General features: G+C 59.0%; 24 protein-coding genes. 16 read left to right on the top strand and 8 right to left on the bottom strand.

Going from position 1 to position 16,927, the window contains the following annotated elements; all coding sequences use genetic code 11:
• Positions 1-89: 89 nt before the first annotated feature.
• The 4 genes from LOY67_RS17465 to LOY67_RS17450 form a co-directional block, all read right to left on the bottom strand.
• Positions 90-635 carry a hypothetical protein gene (locus LOY67_RS17465; protein WP_265063678.1) on the bottom strand — a complete coding sequence of 182 codons (546 nt, stop codon included), beginning with the start codon at positions 633-635 and terminating at the stop codon, positions 90-92.
• A 318-nt stretch (positions 636-953) separates the two neighbouring features.
• Complete coding sequence (locus LOY67_RS17460) at positions 954-1,451, bottom strand: hypothetical protein (RefSeq protein WP_265063677.1); 498 nt, start codon at positions 1,449-1,451, stop codon at positions 954-956.
• A 55-nt stretch (positions 1,452-1,506) separates the two neighbouring features.
• A complete protein-coding gene (locus LOY67_RS17455; protein WP_265063676.1) occupies positions 1,507-1,728 on the bottom strand; it encodes a hypothetical protein in 222 nt (73 codons plus the stop codon).
• A gap of 207 nt (positions 1,729-1,935) precedes the next feature.
• Complete coding sequence (locus LOY67_RS17450) at positions 1,936-2,457, bottom strand: helix-turn-helix domain-containing protein (RefSeq protein WP_265063675.1); 522 nt, start codon at positions 2,455-2,457, stop codon at positions 1,936-1,938.
• 84 nt (positions 2,458-2,541) lie between these two features.
• Between LOY67_RS17450 and LOY67_RS17445 the strand changes: the two genes are divergently transcribed.
• Positions 2,542-2,754 carry a DNA-binding protein gene (locus LOY67_RS17445; protein WP_214912914.1) on the top strand — a complete coding sequence of 71 codons (213 nt, stop codon included), beginning with the start codon at positions 2,542-2,544 and terminating at the stop codon, positions 2,752-2,754.
• 3 nt (positions 2,755-2,757) lie between these two features.
• On the opposite strand, the gene LOY67_RS17440 is transcribed toward LOY67_RS17445, so the two are convergent.
• Complete coding sequence (locus tag LOY67_RS17440) at positions 2,758-2,997, bottom strand: hypothetical protein (RefSeq protein ID WP_265063674.1); 240 nt, start codon at positions 2,995-2,997, stop codon at positions 2,758-2,760.
• A 112-nt stretch (positions 2,998-3,109) separates the two neighbouring features.
• Here LOY67_RS17440 and LOY67_RS17435 point away from each other — a divergent pair, with 112 nt between their 5' ends.
• The 12 genes from LOY67_RS17435 to LOY67_RS17380 all read left to right on the top strand — a co-directional run bounded on the left by LOY67_RS17435 (position 3,110) and on the right by LOY67_RS17380 (position 12,160).
• Positions 3,110-3,589: a hypothetical protein gene (locus LOY67_RS17435; RefSeq protein ID WP_265063673.1), complete on the top strand. Its 480-nt coding sequence runs from the start codon at positions 3,110-3,112 to the stop codon at positions 3,587-3,589.
• Positions 3,586-3,888, top strand: a complete 303-nt coding sequence (locus LOY67_RS17430) for a helix-turn-helix domain-containing protein (protein WP_265063672.1) — start codon at positions 3,586-3,588, stop codon at positions 3,886-3,888. The genes LOY67_RS17435 and LOY67_RS17430 overlap by 4 nt, the downstream gene beginning before the upstream one ends.
• 10 nt (positions 3,889-3,898) lie before the next feature.
• Complete coding sequence (locus LOY67_RS17425; protein ID WP_265063671.1) at positions 3,899-4,831, top strand: hypothetical protein; 933 nt, start codon at positions 3,899-3,901, stop codon at positions 4,829-4,831.
• Between the two features lie 3 nt (positions 4,832-4,834).
• Positions 4,835-6,610: a DDE-type integrase/transposase/recombinase gene (locus LOY67_RS17420; protein WP_265063670.1), complete on the top strand. Its 1,776-nt coding sequence runs from the start codon at positions 4,835-4,837 to the stop codon at positions 6,608-6,610.
• Complete coding sequence (locus LOY67_RS17415) at positions 6,610-7,791, top strand: ExeA family protein (protein ID WP_265063669.1); 1,182 nt, start codon at positions 6,610-6,612, stop codon at positions 7,789-7,791. Before LOY67_RS17420 ends, LOY67_RS17415 begins: the two co-directional genes overlap by 1 nt.
• A 1-nt stretch (position 7,792) precedes the next feature.
• Positions 7,793-8,110 carry a hypothetical protein gene (locus LOY67_RS17410; RefSeq protein ID WP_265063668.1) on the top strand — a complete coding sequence of 106 codons (318 nt, stop codon included), beginning with the start codon at positions 7,793-7,795 and terminating at the stop codon, positions 8,108-8,110.
• The gene (locus LOY67_RS17405) at positions 8,107-8,589 is read left to right on the top strand and encodes a hypothetical protein (protein ID WP_265063667.1); all 483 of its coding nucleotides are present in this window, start codon (positions 8,107-8,109) and stop codon (positions 8,587-8,589) included. The genes LOY67_RS17410 and LOY67_RS17405 overlap by 4 nt, the downstream gene beginning before the upstream one ends.
• A complete protein-coding gene (locus LOY67_RS17400; protein ID WP_265063666.1) occupies positions 8,579-9,205 on the top strand; it encodes a DUF3164 family protein in 627 nt (208 codons plus the stop codon). Before LOY67_RS17405 ends, LOY67_RS17400 begins: the two co-directional genes overlap by 11 nt.
• A gap of 1 nt (position 9,206) precedes the next feature.
• A complete protein-coding gene (locus LOY67_RS17395) occupies positions 9,207-9,899 on the top strand; it encodes a DUF2786 domain-containing protein (RefSeq protein ID WP_265063665.1) in 693 nt (230 codons plus the stop codon).
• 178 nt (positions 9,900-10,077) lie between these two features.
• Entirely contained in the window at positions 10,078-10,545 is a 468-nt protein-coding gene (locus LOY67_RS17390; RefSeq protein WP_265063664.1) for a gp16 family protein, read from the top strand.
• A complete protein-coding gene (locus LOY67_RS17385) occupies positions 10,542-10,904 on the top strand; it encodes a Mor transcription activator family protein (RefSeq protein WP_265063663.1) in 363 nt (120 codons plus the stop codon). Before LOY67_RS17390 ends, LOY67_RS17385 begins: the two co-directional genes overlap by 4 nt.
• A 287-nt stretch (positions 10,905-11,191) precedes the next feature.
• Entirely contained in the window at positions 11,192-12,160 is a 969-nt protein-coding gene (locus LOY67_RS17380; RefSeq protein WP_265063662.1) for an IS110 family transposase, read from the top strand.
• 94 nt (positions 12,161-12,254) lie between these two features.
• On the opposite strand, the gene LOY67_RS17375 is transcribed toward LOY67_RS17380, so the two are convergent.
• Positions 12,255-12,656, bottom strand: coding sequence for a RidA family protein (locus LOY67_RS17375; protein ID WP_260961003.1), 402 nt, complete (start codon positions 12,654-12,656; stop codon positions 12,255-12,257).
• Between the two features lie 137 nt (positions 12,657-12,793).
• On the opposite strand from LOY67_RS17375, the gene LOY67_RS17370 reads away from it, so the two are divergent.
• From LOY67_RS17370 to LOY67_RS17360, 3 genes are all read left to right on the top strand, one after another.
• Positions 12,794-13,720, top strand: coding sequence for a LysR family transcriptional regulator (locus tag LOY67_RS17370; protein WP_265063661.1), 927 nt, complete (start codon positions 12,794-12,796; stop codon positions 13,718-13,720).
• Positions 13,721-13,771: 51 nt separating this feature from the next.
• On the top strand, positions 13,772-14,515 hold the full coding sequence (locus LOY67_RS17365) for a CPBP family intramembrane glutamic endopeptidase (protein ID WP_265063660.1): 744 nt from the start codon (positions 13,772-13,774) through the stop codon (positions 14,513-14,515).
• 63 nt (positions 14,516-14,578) lie between these two features.
• Positions 14,579-14,968, top strand: coding sequence for a GFA family protein (locus LOY67_RS17360; RefSeq protein WP_265063659.1), 390 nt, complete (start codon positions 14,579-14,581; stop codon positions 14,966-14,968).
• Between the two features lie 5 nt (positions 14,969-14,973).
• Here LOY67_RS17360 and LOY67_RS17355 read toward each other — a convergent pair whose 3' ends face one another.
• Together LOY67_RS17355 and tatA are read right to left on the bottom strand one after the other, a co-directional pair.
• On the bottom strand, positions 14,974-16,434 hold the full coding sequence (locus tag LOY67_RS17355; RefSeq protein ID WP_265063658.1) for an aldehyde dehydrogenase family protein: 1,461 nt from the start codon (positions 16,432-16,434) through the stop codon (positions 14,974-14,976).
• 287 nt (positions 16,435-16,721) lie between these two features.
• Positions 16,722-16,916 (bottom strand): twin-arginine translocase TatA/TatE family subunit, encoded by a 195-nt coding sequence (gene tatA / locus LOY67_RS17350; RefSeq protein ID WP_265063657.1) that lies wholly within the window; start codon positions 16,914-16,916, stop codon positions 16,722-16,724.
• Between the last annotated feature and the right edge of the window lie 11 nt (positions 16,917-16,927).

The raw sequence follows: 16,927 nt of genomic DNA, 5'->3' as shown, positions 1-16,927 counted from the left end.
AGTTTCGGGCGCCAGAAATACACACGCCGCCATGATGGGCGGCGTGTGTCAGGGGGGCTTTTAATCGGGTTTAAAGAGATTCCATCCGGTCACTCTTTACGCTCGGGGTTGTGGATACTGCTTTCGCGAAAATCAAAGACTTGGGAAACAAACGATTGGAACCAGCCGATCTTTGGTAATTCTTCCTTTTTGAATCCCATTGCACGCATTGTTTCGTTGTGACAGATGATGTTTAAAACATGCATCACGGGGGGCTCTTCGGCCTCAATGCTCAGTCGGGCCTCTGCGACCTCAAGTAATCGCTCTTCCGACTCATTCCCAAGCATGCGTTTTTCTAAATCAACGTACCGGCGCATGAAGTCCGCGTGAGCGCGTCCGCGTTGAGCACTTCCAACAACTAGGTTAATGGATGAGACAACGGTCACCGTGGCAGATGCCACCAAGGCCACATTCTTCGCGTTATCCTCAAGTACGCCGTAAATCGCAGCGGATCCGAAAATCAAAGACAGCATGTTGGAAAATTGATCCAGCCTGTCATAGAAGGCTCGACGGCGTTGGTGATACCGGATTGAGCGGCGCACACTAAACAGGGTGGCCCACCAGCGATCCGAAAGATCAGCCGTTGTCTCTCCCATCACCATTTCCTCTGTCGGGCCGTGGTGGGGGTGAGAGAGTATCTACCACTTCAGGAAACCCCCGGTCTCTGTAGTTTTCGAAGCCATCGCGACTGCCTTCCCCTTTGTCCCGATTGTTGTTGAGACCGTCGCTGTCGTCTCGGCGGCCACGGTCTCTGCTGTGATCATCTCTATCCCTTCTCATTTTTGACTCCTTGCTATGTGTTGTGTTTTTGGCAGTTGTCAGGAGCACTTTTCGGCCCCTTTTATTTTGAAACAGTCCGGCCAGAATCCGGTCCCCGTTATCGGTGGCATTGATAACCCGGCCCTGTCCGTGGCTCAAATTTTTGTCTTACAGTCCTTCGGCAAGGGAACCTCGACCAGCTCTTGCGTCTTCGGGTCAAGGGCGTAGGTGGTTAGACAATTGCCGTCACCGCCTTTTGCGTCCTGTGCACTTGCAGGTTGAGCATCTGTTAGGCACTGCGCTCGACTCGATTGATAGCTTTCGAGGGCTCCTTTGATGGCGCCGGGGCTCGACTCTTTGCCGCCTTTGGTGGCAGCGGCGAGCTGGGATGTCCACCAGCTTTGCGCGAATACGCCCGCGGCCCCACAGCTACCCAGGGGTTCGAAAACTGAGCCCCCAAACTGATTTTTGCCCTCGGTGGCTAACGCCGTGAACCTTTTGCTTTGTGCGTTTACTACGGCAAGGTCTCCGCCTTGTAGTACGGCGACGGCATTTGCCATTGCCTTATCCAATTCGCTCAAATAACGGGAGGCGCTTTCAAATGCTTCCGAGCCCTTCTGGCCGGGGGCTGCGGCGAATACGAATGCGGACATTGACTGGGTCAATAATCCGATTCCAATGCACTTCAAATAGTGCTTCATAAGATGCCTATTGCCCCCCGAGTCGCTTTTTAATCGCATCGCCAAGCTCGTCACCGTGAAACAGCCACCAGTCCTTGAATCCCGCCCAGAGGATAGCGCCGAAAAAAACTATCGCGCCGGCACATGCACCCAATTCGAAAAAACGGAAGGCATCAATCACGGTCGTTTTTTCCTGAATTTGAATCAGCATTCCCCAAGTACACAAGAGCGCGAAGAAATATCGGCCCATACGATCCTTCCACGCGCGTTCTCTCAACGCTTCCCGGCAGTGTCTACAAATACTGGCGCTCCCTGCGACCAGTCGTGTCTCACAGCTTCCACATGGTTTAACCGATAGCTCTTTAAGCTGTTCAGGCGTTAGGTTTAGGCTCGGCTTTTCGTAATAATCCCTCATCGCAACTCTGTTGTTTTGCCCTTCAACGTGCATCTCCCCACCTCATTCCTTCGTATGAAAATCCCTACCCGCTACGCGGTTACCTGAGCCAGTCACTGTGGTGTTAGTTGACGCCTGTGCCCCCACGGCGTCGCCTGGCTCGCCCAAGATCATGCTGGCAAGCATTCTTTTTTTGCTGGCCGCGTCTAATGCGCGGTATCCATCAAGCAGCATTTGTTCATCTGCCGCCAACTGCGATTTTTCAGCCTGAACGCGTTCTTCATTCAAGAGGACACGTAAGGCTGCGTCCTGCTGCGCCTCAGTGCTGCGCCTGAACTGATCGAGGAACAACCGCTCCCTCATCGTCGGCGACGCGGAACCGTGCAACCCCGTTAGAACGTACTGAACGTCTGCGCCGGCTGACGCAAAAGCTACCAGCACTTCCATTCCCGGCGACACCGTGCCCCCTTCGTATCGACTCCAGGTTTCCCGGCTGACCCCCGCGACGGCGCTCGCCGCCGCTTGGGTGAGCTTGAGGCGTTTCCGCTCTTCTTTGAGTCGCAAAAAAGGTGATGTATCAGTCACAAAATATCCTTGACGATGTGATGTATAGATCACATAATCATTCGCACATCCAGCCATTATCTTTGCATCACAGGAGCCACCACCATGGCCACCCATGCCAAAGCCCTAACCGCCGACCAGGTGAAAGAAAACTTTCGCCGGGTAGGCAAAACCATCACCCAATGGGCTATCGAAAACGGTTACACCCGCAATGAGGTCTATCGCGTCCTCAACGGCCAAGCCAAAGCCAACTATGGCAAGGCCCATGACATTGCGGTGAAGCTCGGTCTCAAACCTTCCGCAGCGTTGGCAGCGTAATGGCTACCTTGCTGATGAAGTTAAACGGGCGCTTCTCGCGTCAGCCAACTGGTCACATAGCCATACCAGCGTTCTTGCCGCTTCAGCGTCTATCGACTGCCCAGGCCAGCGCACAGGCCGCAGTGCCTGCTCAATGCACTCTGGCGCTACAACCCCGGCAACTTCCAACGCTGCGGCAAGGCGTAACCAGCCCTGCGCCAGGGCGTTCACTTGAGCTTCAAGCTTCTCGATGCGGTTGGTCATTTCTCATGTCCATGTTGGGGAATGTACCCGAAAAGATTGCGCCTGGAGTAATCCTTTTGCCTATGTGCAAAGGCGCGGTTTGTTTGGAAAACGCTCTAGCGGGGGCTTTCCAATGAGCCGCCGCCGCTGGAAGACCCTCCAGCCAACCTCATTGCGCCACGCGCTAGAGCTGTGCAAGGACTTTGCGCGGGAAACCCACAACAAAAGCGTGGAGCGAATCGCGGATGAGATGGGCGTGGCTGATCACTGGTCAGTTTACAAATGGCTACAAACTGGCCGCATGCCGGCCAATTTGATCCGCCCTTACGAACGGGCTTGTGGCTGTGATTACGTCACCCGGTGGATCGCCGCCAGCGCCGGCCGGCTGACCATTGATATCCCAACCGGCCGCAACTGCGATGCCCAGGATATGCAGGCGCTTCAAGAGCTGCTCACTACCGCCGCCGGAAAGTTGTTGGCGTTCTACACAAAGAACAGCGACACCGAGGAAACCTTGGCGGCAATACAAGCCGCAATGGAAGCGCTCGCTTGGCACCGGGGCAACGTCAGCCAAACCCAACACCCACAACTTGAACTGGAGGGGCAGCCATGAGCCGCACCGTCTCAGCCGCAGCACGTGTGTTGCGTGTGCTCAAGGCTTTGAAGGGCCACACCGTGACTGGCCTCAGCAACACCGAGCTGGCCCATCTCACGCAGGACAGCCCGAGCAATATCACCCGCGCCATGCAGACCCTCATTGAGGAAGGGCTTGCGGTGAAGCTCGATAACGGTCGGTTCGCTCATTCAGTGGGCGTGCTGCAAATCGCCCAGGCCCACGCCGAGCATATGGCCCGTCTGACCAACCGCATGCAGGAAATCAATCAGCGCATTGCCGCTGGCTCGATGAACTAAGGAGAACCCCATGGCTCGCACCAAAAACCAACCCGTAGACGCCGCTGAGTTGCCCGTTCTGGACGGTGAAACCTTGACCGCGAACCAGAACGCGATGACGTCAATCCTGGCCTCGCACAGCGATGAACGTGATCTGGTCAATCAACTGCTCGGCCAGGCTCAGATGGCCGAATCTTTTGCGAAATTTTCGCTGACGGTCAGCACTTCAAAACTTGCTTACGTCAAGGAAACCAAGCTTTACCGGGGCTTGAGCGGGAAAGTAAGTGCTGACGGTCAGCAGTTTACCGGCACCTGGGACGAATTTTGTTCGCTACTTGGCCGCTCTCGCCAGCAGGTGGATGAGGATATCGCCAACTTGCGCACGCTCGGCGAAGAGGCGCTCGAATCCATGAGCCGCATGGGCATCGGCTACCGCGAACTGCGCCAATACCGGCGCCTGCCGGAAGATCAAAAAACAGCCCTGATCGAAATCGCCAAGACTGGCGACAAAGAGGCGTTTGTCGATTTGGCCGAGGAGATCATCGCCAAACACGCCAAGGAAAAAGAAGAACTGACCCAGCGGCTGGACGAAACCAACGCCGACTATGAAGCGCAAAGCGAGGTTATGGCGAAGAAGACCAAAGAGCTGGACAGCACAAAACAGGAACTTTCGAAACACCGCAAACGCATCCAATCCGCCACGCCGGACGAGGTTATCAAGGACCTGCGTGCTGAACTTGTCGGCGTTCAGTTTGAGGTTGAGGCGAAGATCTTGGGAGAGCTGCGCGAAGGCTTTTCCCTAATGGCCGAACACGGCGCCGCAAACGGCGTTGATCACCGGGCCTACAAGGCCGATTTGATCCGGCAGCTGGAAATCACGCTGGCCACCATCCGTAGCGAATTTAACCTCCCCGAACACGCCGAGGGCGGCGCCCCTGTGTGGATGACGGCGGCCGAGGCTTAACCCATGAACCCGGTACAGATCCAGCAGTTGGCCCAAATCGCCCAACGCGCCGAGAACGCCCCACACGGCCAGCGTACCGCCGTTTACCAGGCGGGTGCGGCCGAGCTGGGTGTGTCCCTTCAAACCCTGCAGCGCAAGCTGAAGGAGATCCGCGTGACGAAGCCCCGCAAACGTCGTAGTGATGCCGGCTGCAGCGCGCTGCCCATTGAAGAGGCGCGGATGATATCTGCCGTGCTGCTCGAATCGATCCGCGCCAACAATAAGCAGCTGTCTACCATCGAGCGGGCAGTTGAACGTCTGCGCAGCAACAACTTGATCGTGGCCGGCCGGGTGGACGAACAAACGGGGCTGTTCCGCCCGTTGACCGGCGGCGCAATCAACCGGGCTTTACGGGCTTACAAGTTGCACCCCGAACAACTGCTACACGATGCCCCGGCGGTCTCGCTGGCCAGCAAGCACCCCAACCACGTTTGGCAGGTGGACGCGTCAATCTCGACTCAGTTCTACCTGGCCGATGACGGGGCGCGGGCGATGAACAAGGCCGAGTTCTACGACGGTAAGCCCGGCAATCTCAAAAAGATTGAGCGCCAGCGCCTGTGGCGGTACGTGATCACCGACCATACCAGCGGCACCCTGTACGTGGAATATGTCCTGGGCGCCGAGTCGGCCGAGAACCTGTGCAACGTTTTGATCAACGCCATGCAAAAGCGCGGCGAATCAGATCCGTTCCACGGCGTGCCGTGGGTGCTGATGACTGACCCCGGGGCGGCCATGACCAGCGGTATTTTCCGCAACCTGTGCCGTGCCATGTCCATTGACCTGATCATCAACCAGGTCGGCAATGCGCGGGCAAAGGGCCAAGTTGAGCAGGCGCACAACATCGTCGAGCGCGAATTTGAAAGCGCCCTCAAGTTTCAGGCCGCTGAGAGCCTGGAGCAGATCAACGCGTGGGCCGGCAAGTGGATGCGTTATTTCAACGCCACCTCCATTCATACCCGCACCCGGCGCACACGCTACGGCGTCTGGCAGATGATCCGGCAGGAACAATTGCGGCTAGCGCCCGGCGTCGAGGTTTGCCGCGAGTTGGCGGTCAGCACGCCGGAATACCGCAAGGTCAGCAATCTGCTGCGGGTTTCGTTCCGGGGGGCTCAGTTCGATGTCAGCTCGGTGCCAAGCGTAATGGTCGGCGAAAAGCTGCTGATCACTCGCAACTGCTGGCGCGACAAGGACACGGCCATTGCCGTCCTTGTTGGGGAAGACGGCCGCGAAAATTACCACGTCATCGAGCGTATTGGGGTGGATGAATTCGGCTTCGCCGAGACCTCCGCCACCATCGGCGAAACGTACAAGCATCACGCCGAAACGCCGGCCCAACTGTCGCGCAAGGTGTTGGAGCAAATCGCAACCGGCACCGCAAATCAGGCGGACGCCGAGGCGGCCCGCAAGGCCAAGGCGGTTCCGTTCGGCGGCCTGATTGATCCGCACAAACACGTTACCGACACCGTGCTGCCGGCCTACATGCCACGGCGCGGCACCAGCCTTAACGTCAACGCCCCAACCGTCGAGGTTGCCCCGCTCAGTCATGTTGAAGCCGCGAAGCTGCTGCGCCCGCGCCTGGGCAACCTCTGGACGGCGCAAACGTTCGGTTGGCTGCTGCAGCGTTACCCGGAAGGAGTTCCCGAAGAGCAGCTCGATGCCGTCGAGGCTGAGCTGAAACGGCCCGTTGAGGTCATGCGCAAACCGTTCAGCCTGGTGCTGGCAGCGGTTGGAGGTGAGTGATGTTGAAGCTTAAGAAAATCCTACAGGAGGTGGGCCGCCCTCAATCGGCCTTGGCCGAATCACTGAGCCTCAGCGGCGCCACGGTCGCCCAGTTGCTGAACCACGGCCATTGGCCGCGCAGCCTGGACAGCGAAGAACTACAGGGGCGCATCCGCGTGTTCCTGACCGAATCCGGCGCCAATGACGCCGATATCGCCAACGCTTTTGAAGAAGTGGACCCGCCGTGCGCCAACACGGCAGGTCCGGCCCTTAAAAAAGAGCCGTCCGGGGAGGACGAACCTATGTTACTGCCAAAACAGACCATTCAGCCAAGTACTCGTAAAGCCTTTGGCTTGTTTCGCGACCCGTTTGATGAATTGCAGTGCGCCCAGGACATGTGGGTCAGCCCGGATATTCGCTATGTCCGGGAGGTGATGTACCAGACTGCGCGCCACGGCGGCTTCCTCGCGGTGGAGGGGGAATCGGGCGCGGGCAAAAGCACGCTTCGCCGTGACCTGGTGAACCGCATTGCCGAGAACAACGACCCGGTGATCATCATCGAGCCCTATGTGTTGGCCTCCGAGGACAACGACGCCAAGGGCAAATCCTTGAAAAGCACCCACATAGCCGAATCGATGATGGCGGCCGTAGCGCCCCTCGCTAAGCCCAAGAGCAGCCCGGAGGCGCGCTTCGCCCAGTTACATAAAGCGTTGAAGGAGTCCCATGCTGCCGGCTACCGCCACTGCCTGGTGATTGAAGAGGCCCACAGCCTGCCGATTCCGACGCTCAAGCATCTCAAGCGCATCCTGGAGTTGGAGGTCGGGTTCACCAAACTCGTCAGCATCATCATGATCGGCCAGCCGGAGTTGGGCGTGAAACTCAGCGAACGCAACGCCGATGTGCGTGAGGTTGTGCAGCGTTGCGAACGAGTCACGTTGACGCCGGTTGATACCTCCCGGCTGGAAGAGTTCTTGAAGTTCCGCTTCGACCGGGCCGGCAAAGCGCTCGCCGAGGTCATTGACGAGGGCGGCATTCAGGCAATTGCTGCGCGCCTGTCCCAGCCCAAGCGTAGCGGCGGCCGGGACGAAACGGTGTCGCTGCTTTACCCCCTGGCTATTGGCAATCTGATGATCGCAGCGATGAATCTGGCTGCCCAATTGGGCGTACCAATTGTCACCGCTGATGTAGTGAAGGGGGTGTGAAATGGCCGCCCTACATCTGGTACCGCCAGCCCTGGCACGGCCGCTGAGCATCCTCACCGAAGATTTTCCGAAGAAGCTGGCCACCTTCAACGATCTGACCCGCGACATGCGTGAGGCCGGGATCGTGATCAAGGCGTTGGTACTCGCGGATAACAAGATTTTTGTTTCCCCCGATAGCCTCGAACTTCTGGCGCGGCGCTTTGGGCATGAACTTCGCGGGATGCGCTGCAACGTCGAGGGGCGACTTGCGCGCAACACAGCTTCGATTCGGGGCGTAGGCGTTGTCTGGTTCACCCTGGTCAAGGAGCAGGACAAATGAGCCTGTCACTGAATGCATCAATTGAGGCCTTGCAAGACGCGGTATGGGCGGAGCTGCCAACCATGTCCTGGGCAGACGCAATGAAGCACGTTTCAACGGTGCTCGAGCATGTGCATCGCCCATCCGTGCCGGCCGAGCATCTGTCGGCGGCCAGCGCCGCCATAGCTGAAAGCCGTTTTTACGATGCCGGTCGGCATCTTCGCCGGGCATTGATTGCTTTGGACATTCGTACCGGCGAACGCGTTGTACGTCAGGCCGAACTCTTGGACGCCTTCGACCAGGCCCACGCGGTAATGCCGTTCCTATGGCTGGAGATTGGCTACAACCGGGTCAGCGACTGGGCCGTCACCGTTTACGACAAAGCCGGCGGCACAGAGCGCGTGGTCGTGCAGTCCAGTGGTTTGGGCGCTGATGAAACTTGCGGGCGCGCTGCACAGCAGCTCCGCCAACTTCTGGAGGAAAAGACCAATGACCAATAACGACGTTCTGCAAGTCCCACTCGGCTACCGCGTCGACGCCCTCGGGCGCATGGTGCCCGAGGCCTCCATCAAGCCTACGGATCTGTTGCGCGACAAGGTGGTGATTGAAGCCGTTGACCAGGCCATGGCCATCAGTGCAATGTTGGTGAATTTCAAAGCGCACGTTTTCGGTGAAATTGACGCGCTGCTGCAGATCAGCAAGGAGCAATACGGCGTTGTGTCGCGTGGCACGAAGGGCAATCTGACCCTGATCAGCTTCGACGGGCGCTACAAGCTGATGCGCGCCAATCAGGATCAGATCGAGTTCAACGAGCACCTGCAGTCTGCCAAGGCGCTGCTCGATGAATGCGCGCATGAGTGGACGGCCAACTCCCACCCCGGCGTCAAAGTGTTGATCAATGACGCGTTCCGGGCTGACCGCAACGGGGAACTGCGTACCGCCCGAATCCTGTCACTACGCCGCCATGACATTGATGATCCGCGCTGGAAAAAGGCGATGGAGGCCATCGGCGATGCGATCCAAGTCGCGGGTAGCCGCAGCTATATCCGCTTTTACAAGCGCGTCGGCGATACCGACCGGTACGAAGCTATCCCTCTTGATTTGGCGGGGGTGTGACGTGGACAACGACCGCACGCTCGAAAAAATCAAAAAATGCCTGGAAATGGCAAAGTCCAAAACCAGCAACCCGAACGAAGCCGAGATCGCACTGCGCCAGGCCCACAAGCTGATGGAGCTGTACAACCTTGAAATGGGCGATGTACTGGCCAGCATGGCGTGCGAAACCAAAATCGCCGCCGGGTCCGACGGCGTGCCGCCAACTTGGCGGGTGCGCTTGGCACATGTGTGCGCCCACGCCTTCGGCACCCGCATGATCATTACGCACGGCTGGCACGGTGGCGGATTTATCTTTGTAGGATGCGCGGCGGCGCCTGAGCTGACCGGCTATGCGTATGAGGTGCTAGTGCGTCAGCTACAGAAGGCCCGCCGGGAATTCCTCTCTCTGCCGAAGCAGAAGCGCTGCAAACGATCCACCAAAGTTGCCAGGGGCGATCATTTCGCCAACGGGTGGATCGATGCGGTGTATCACAAGGTGGATGAGTTCGCGGGCGTTGAGGACAACGTCGCTGAGGCTATCGAGGCCTTCATGGAGAAGCATCACCCGGACCTGGAGCCGGCCGAACTCAAACGCCGCAAGCTTAAAGCCCGCGACGAGGGCGCCGTTTCCGCCGGTTACGCGGCGGGCAAGTCGGCACAGTTGCACCAGGCCGTAGGGCATCAGCCCCGCGCTCTGCTGACGGCGGGGTGCTGATTATGACATCTACAAGCACAGGCAAACTCGCGTCCGGGGTGTTGGAGTTTCGGGCTATTTGCGATCAGTGCGACCGGCCCCGTGCCGTTGGCAGTCACGTGAAGTGCAGCAAGATCCGCCAGCAGATACACGCGGCCCGGAACGAGCGACGCGGCGGCTCGCGTTCTGGAGGTGCCCAATGAAAAAAGCGCCCGCCAACCCGAACCGCCTGCCTTTAATCAAGCTGATCCACGTCGCCCGGCGCGAGCTGCGTATGGATGACGACACCTACCGCCTGATGTTGGCCAGCATGAAGGGGTTGGACGGCGCGACGTCTACCGCTGACTTGAGCGTTCCAAACCTGCTGCGGGTTTTGGAACAGCTCAAACGGCGCGGCTTCACGGTTCGTCCAAGCAAGACCAAACAGCGCCCCATGGCGGCTGACGGGCAGTCGAAGAAGATGCGGTCCCTGTGGCTGGCATTGCACGGCCTCGGCGCGGTGCGTGACTCTTCCGAAGAGGCGCTGGCGAAGTTCGTGCTGAACATGACAGGCGTCGCGGCCCTGCAATGGCTCAACGGCGCGCAAGCCAGTCGGGTGATTGAGAGCCTGAAGCAGTGGCAGCAACGTATCGAGCCGGCTCCGACCGCTGTAAAGGAGGGTGTATGACTGAGTTCAGAAGCAAAGGCCCCGAACTGCTCACGGATCTCACCGAGCACATCGCCGTTGCGCTCGTTGAGCTGGTATCGATGGAGGACGCCGCCGCTCGCCACGTTGCGCAGGAAGTCTCTGACCGCATGGCGGCGCACTGGGGCGGCCAGAACCTCTATTTTCCGATGGGGCTGTCGGTCAAGTTGAGCCGCCGGGATCGCCAGATCTACGACGAATTCAACGGCACCAACCATAGCGAACTGGCGCGCAAGTGGGGGGTGTCGCTTCAGTGGATCTATAAGATCGTCAAGGCGGTCCGAAAGGATGAGATAGCGCGCCGTCAGGTTGATATGTTTGCCTCGCTCAGTGACGATTGAGCGGGGCGTCACCTATTGCACAGGTTGCAACTGAATTTCCATAATCATCCCAACCTGTGCCAGCCTATCCCGGAATAGCCCGGGTTTATCTCACGTTCCCCCTGGTATTTATCTCAGTCCTAAACATCTGACTGTTCGCAGCAGTACAGACCGTGGGAGATTTTACCCCTCCTCCTTTCACCCAAGCGCCGATAAAGAATGCATCTGGCCTAGACCGACGATAGGAACAAGCCTGCGCCTCTGGGTGAACCCTTCAAGTGTTCAAACCTTAGCCCGGAGAGTTTTCAATGGCAATGCCGATTCCCCTCGTCAAGCCGATTGTGGGTGTGGATGTCGCCAAGGATGAGTTGGTGATGTATCACGCCGAAACCGATCAGCTTGAGATAGTCCCCAATAACAAAACCGCGATCAATAAGTGGCTTAAGGCCTTGTCCATGCAGGTGGATATCGCCATTGAGGCCACCAATATCTATCACCTGGAGTTCGCCGATCTGGCTCACAAGGCCGGCTGCGTGATCTACATGGTCGGTGGCTATGAGCTTAGTCACTACCGCAAAGGCGTGAACGTGCGCGCCAAAACCGATGCACTGGATGCTCGCCTGTTGGCCCGTTACCTGAAGAACGAAGGCCAGGAACTGCATCCCTGGAACCCGCCATCGCCCTTGTATCGCCGGCTCGTAAGCCTTTTCCGGCGCCGTGCGGCTGTGGTCCAGGCCCGTGTCAGTCTGAGCCAAAGCTGGGCGAACGAGCCGTTACTCAAAGCCGCGTTCAAACGCCAGATAGGCGCGATGCAACGGCTGGAAACCCTGGTCGAAAAAAAGATCCAGGATGAGCTGAAGGACGCAGGCTTGCTGGGTCAGCTCAAGCGCTGCATGAAAGTTGAAGGCATTGGCCTGTTGACCGGCGCCCGGTTGCTCACCTCGTTTCAGCGGGGGGATTTCAAAAATGCCGATGCCTTCATCGCTTTTCTGGGGCTGGACCTGCGCATATCGCAATCAGGGCGAAAACAGGGTCGCCGCTGCTTGACCAAACGAGGTGATCCAGAAGCTCGCCGACTGCTGCACAACGCAGCGATGTCGGCAAGGCGCACGGAGCGATGGAAGGGGTTCTATGAGGCGTTATTAGCCCGGGGGATGAGTACAACTCAGGCCATGGTGGCGCTGTCGCGCAAGCTTGCCCGCGTAGTATTCGCTCTGCTGCAGAATCAGAGCGAATACCTGCCAGAAAGGCATTTGAAGGCTAGTCATGCACCATAGAATCTCCCACAATGGATCTTCAGTGGGCTCGATATCCGCAGCACACCCAAACCCTTGTGGGAGCGAGCTTGCTCGCGATAGCGCCATCACTGACTCACCGCACAGCGTCAGGCAACCTGGCAATCACCTTGATCTCGAACTGAAACCCATACAACCACGTCACCCCCACCGCCGTCAGCGTCGGGTGCGGTGCGTTGCCCCAGAATTCAGGCACTACTTTCCAGATGGTCTCGAACTTCGATTCGGGATCGACCATGAAAACGGTGACGTCCACCACATCGTCAAAGGTGCAATCGGCAGCGGCGAGAATTGCCTCCAGGTTCGTGAAGGCACGCCGGACCTGAACCTCCAGGTCGGGTTCCGGTGAACCGTCGTCGGTGCTGCCGACTTGGCCCGAGACGAACAAAAAACCATTGGAGCGGATCGCCGGCGAATATCGATTGCGCTCGTAAAGCGCCTGGCGTCCAGGTGGGAAAACGACATCACGGGGTGTCATGGGAACCTCCATCAGGGATCAAATAGGTCAATCAACGATGAAGTCACTCTAGGGGCTTGTGCCGGGGCGATAAACGCGCAACCTTGGCGATCACTGTTTGTGAAATCCAAACAATCTGATCGATACGCGGAGCAGCAATGGATCGTTTTGACGCGATGCAGGCATTCGTCCGGGTGGTGGAGGCGGGCAGCTTCACCAAGGCCGCCGAAACCTTGCACATGAGCAAGACCACCGTGACCCAACTGGTGCAGCAGTTGGAGGCGCGCCTGCGGGTCAAGTTGCTCAACCGCACGACACGCAAAGTCAACGTCACTGCCCAGGGCGCCGTCTATTACCAACGGGTGCTGCGGCTGCTGGCCGACATGGAGGATGCCGAAACCAGTCTGTCCGAGGCCCAGGCGCTGCCCAGGGGACGGTTGCGGGTAGACGTCCCGAGCCCACTGGCCGCCCTGATCCTGATGCCGGCGCTACCGACCTTCCATGAGCGCTACCCGGACATCCAGATCGACATGGGCGTCAGTGATCGCATCGTCGATATCATCGATGAAAGCGTCGATTGCGTGGTGCGTGGCGGCGAGCTGACGGATCAGTCGCTGATCGCCCGGCGCATCGGTGACCTTGAGCTGGGCGTCTTCGCGGCGCCGAGTTACCTGGCACGTGTCGGCACCCCCGCGCATCCACGCGACCTTGAAGACTCCCAGCATCGCATCGTCGGCTTCCTGTGGGCCCGTACCGGCAAAGCCGTGCCCTATGCCATGCACAACGACAATGAACACCTGCACATCAATGGCCGCTACACCCTGGCTGTCGACGACGGCAACGCCTACCTCGCGGCGGGCCTGGCGGGGCTGGGGGTGCTGTGGCTACCCAAATACATGTCCCGGCCCCACGAAGCGAAAGGCGAACTGGTGCCGCTTTTCCAAACGTGGCGCATAGACCCGATGCCGCTCTACCTGGCGTACCCGCCGAACCGGCACATCAGCGCCCGGTTGAGGGTGTTCATCGAATGGATGGGGAAACTGATGGCGCAACATGCGCCCCTCGCAGACCGCCGAGCTTTGTAAACTGCCGGGACGCGTTATGCACACTGACTTGCGATACCCAAGGAATGCCGAATGATCGCCGAAGGACTCGTTGTACTGCTGGACTATGCACTTTACTTGCTACCGGGCCTCACCCTCCTGGGCCTCTGGTTCGGTCTGACGCCGAAGAGCCAGGTCGGATTGCGCATCGCGATCCTGATCCTGGCGTTCGTGTTGATGCGCGACGCAATGACGCCGCTGCGCATGTGGTTCCTCAATGACGACATGCAAATCGGCTTCCTCGCCAATCCGTTCCTGCTGGCTTCACTGGGAGGGTTGTCGCTGGCGTTGGTCGCGCTGATCCGGCGTTTGTCTGCGCAATTGTGGCAGCTCGTCGTTGTGTTCAAGGGCAACCGACTGGCTGGACTGCTGCTGGGTATCGTCGCGGGGTGCTTGATCGGTTTGCCCTTGCGGCTTTACCAAGGCGTCGAAGCGGGCGTCATTCCAGGCTACTGGACCTGGCTGGCGGGCATGGCGGTATTGGCCTACGGCGCCAACGCGCTGGAAGAAGTGCTGTTTCGCGGATTGCTGCAAGGTTATCTGGAGCAGCACATCAGCGCGTTGCGGGCGGCGTTGACCAGTGCCGTGGCGTTTTCGGCGTGCCATACGTTCCTGGCGCTGAGCGTCACCCAACTCGGTTGGCCCGTCCTGCTGTTTACCCTGATCGAAGGGCTGGCGTGCGGGCTCATTCGCATGCGTTATGGGGTCGTGGCGTCGACTGCCGCCCATGGGACTGCGATATTGCTGATTGCAGTGCCGATGGTGGGGAGTCAGTAAGTTAAACCAGCGGCGGCGGGGGTGGTCGAAGGCTCATATGCTCGATTGCAGAGGAGACACACCATGGACCGATTCACCGGCGGCTGCCTGTGCGGCAACGTTCGCTTCGAAGCGTCGGGACGCCCGTACCGGGTTGGCCTCTGCCACTGTCTCGACTGTCGCAAGCACCATGGCGCGCTTTTTTACGCCGCCGCCATGTTCCCCCAGGACGCGGTGAAAGTCGAAGGTGAAACCCGCGATTACGCCGGTCGCTGCTTTTGCCCCCGCTGCGGCTCGCCGGTCTTTGCCCGCAGCGGTGACGAGATCGAAGTGAACCTGGGAAGCCTGGATGCCCCTGACCAATTGCTGCCTACCTACGAATGCTGGACCGTGCGTCGCGAGGCGTGGCTGCCGGCGTTTCCGTTGACGCGATACGAGCATGACCGGGAGACGAAAGGTCGGTTCGAGGAGTAGGGCGATCAGCCAAACCCGACAATCGCTTTGACCTCGGTGTACTCCTCAAACCCATGAACACCGAATTCCCGACCATTGCCTGAGCGCTTGTAGCCACCGAACGGCGCCAACGGGTTCCACGCCGGGTAGTTCAACAGCACCTGTCCGGCGCGGATGCGCGAGGCCACGGCGCGTACCGCTTCGAGGTCCTGGCCTTGCACATGGGCACCGAGGCCGTAGACGGTGTCGTTCGCGATGGCGATGGCCTCTTCCACTGTGTCATAGGGGATGATGCACAGCACCGGTCCGAAGATCTCCTCCTGGGCAATGTTCATGGCGTTGTCGACGTCCGAGAAAATGGTCGGTCGGGTGTAAAAACCTTTCTCGAAACCTTGCAGGCGTCCTGGTCCGCCGCAGATCAGTTTTGCACCCTCAGACAGGCCCATCTCGATCATGGCCTGCACGCGATCGAACTGAGCTTTGTTGGCGATAGGGCCGAGTACCGTTTCTTCCGATTGTGGATCCCCAACGACGATGGCGTTGGCCGTCGCGGCGGCCAACGCTTCAACTTCCGCCAGCCTGTTGCGGGGCACGATCATCCGGGTCGGCGCACTGCATGACTGGCCGACATTACGGAACGCCGACATCACGCCGGGAGGCACGGCCTTGGCGAAGTCAGTGTCTGGCAGCAGCACATTCGGCGACTTGCCGCCCAGCTCCTGGGTGACGCGTTTAGCCGTGGGGGCGGCAGCCTGGACTACCAGTGCGCCTGCACGGTTGGAGCCGGTGATGGAAATCATGTCGATATCGGGGTGAGCTGCCATGGCCGCGCCGACGTTGACCCCGCTGCCGTTCACAAGGTTGAACACGCCCGGCGGCAGTCCCGCGTCATGCAGCAGTTGGGCGAACAGCAGGGCGCTCAGCGGTGAGAGTTCGCTGGGCTTGAGTACCACCGTGCAACCGGCGGCAATTGCCGGGGCGACTTTGGCAGTGATCTGGTAAAGCGGCCAGTTCCACGGTGTGATAAGGCCGCAGACACCAATGGCCTCGCGTTGAATGGCGGTGCCATTTTCGACCTTCTGAAATTGATACGTGGACAGCACATCACGGGCCACCCGAACGTGTTCGGCGGCCAGCGGCACCTGCATGGACCGTGCGAAACCAATGGCCGCGCCCATCTCCAGCGACAATGCCTGGGCCAGCACTTCCTTGCGCTCCAGGATCAGCTCATGAATTTTTCCCAGGATCGAAACGCGGGTTTCCACCGAGGTGGCGGACCAATCGGCAAACGCGGTGCGCGCGGCCGCCACTGCCCGGTCGACGTCTTCGGTGGAACCCCGAGCGACTTCGGCGATCACTTCCTCGGTCGCCGGATTGAACACCTGTTGTGTAACCAGGTGGTCCGGCGACGACCACATGCCATTGATATAAAACTGCCGACACATTTGCGGGTCGACGCTGTAGGGGTTCGAAGATTGGGTCGTCATGCAATGGGCTCCCATTGAGTGGTGAAAGCACTGCCAGCAGCAGATCGTGGTGTCGTCTCTGCTCAATAAACTAGCAAAGCGGCCCTGATGGGGTATGCCGTTCTTGAGGTTGGCGAAGGAGAATCTGCTGTATATCGCGTCAACTTTACGAGAACGTAATGCAGACCGATTCGAGACAGCGCTGCGCCAGGATCACGCGCTTGCTGCATGGGGCGTTGCCAGCATCAGCCGGCATTCAACGGACAAGGCCACCCGTGATATTTGCCGAAACTGATGGTGAATGGCGTTCAGTACTTTTTCGCCTGGTCCGTAGGGTGTTCTTCAATGGCTGACTTGTTGTCATCTCCCATGGCCTTGCGGAACCCCTTGATCGTGTCGCCGATATCCGAGCCCAACCCCCTCAGGCGTTTGGTGCCGAACAGCATGATCACGATCAGCAGGATGATCAGAAACTTGCCGATACTGATGCCGCCTATTCCCATGATGTGCGCTC

Source organism: Pseudomonas sp. B21-056 (genome assembly GCF_026016325.1).
In the GTDB taxonomy this organism is placed as follows: domain Bacteria; phylum Pseudomonadota; class Gammaproteobacteria; order Pseudomonadales; family Pseudomonadaceae; genus Aquipseudomonas.
Note: the sequence above shows the minus strand (reverse complement) of the source record. Positions and strands in the feature narration are given on the sequence as shown.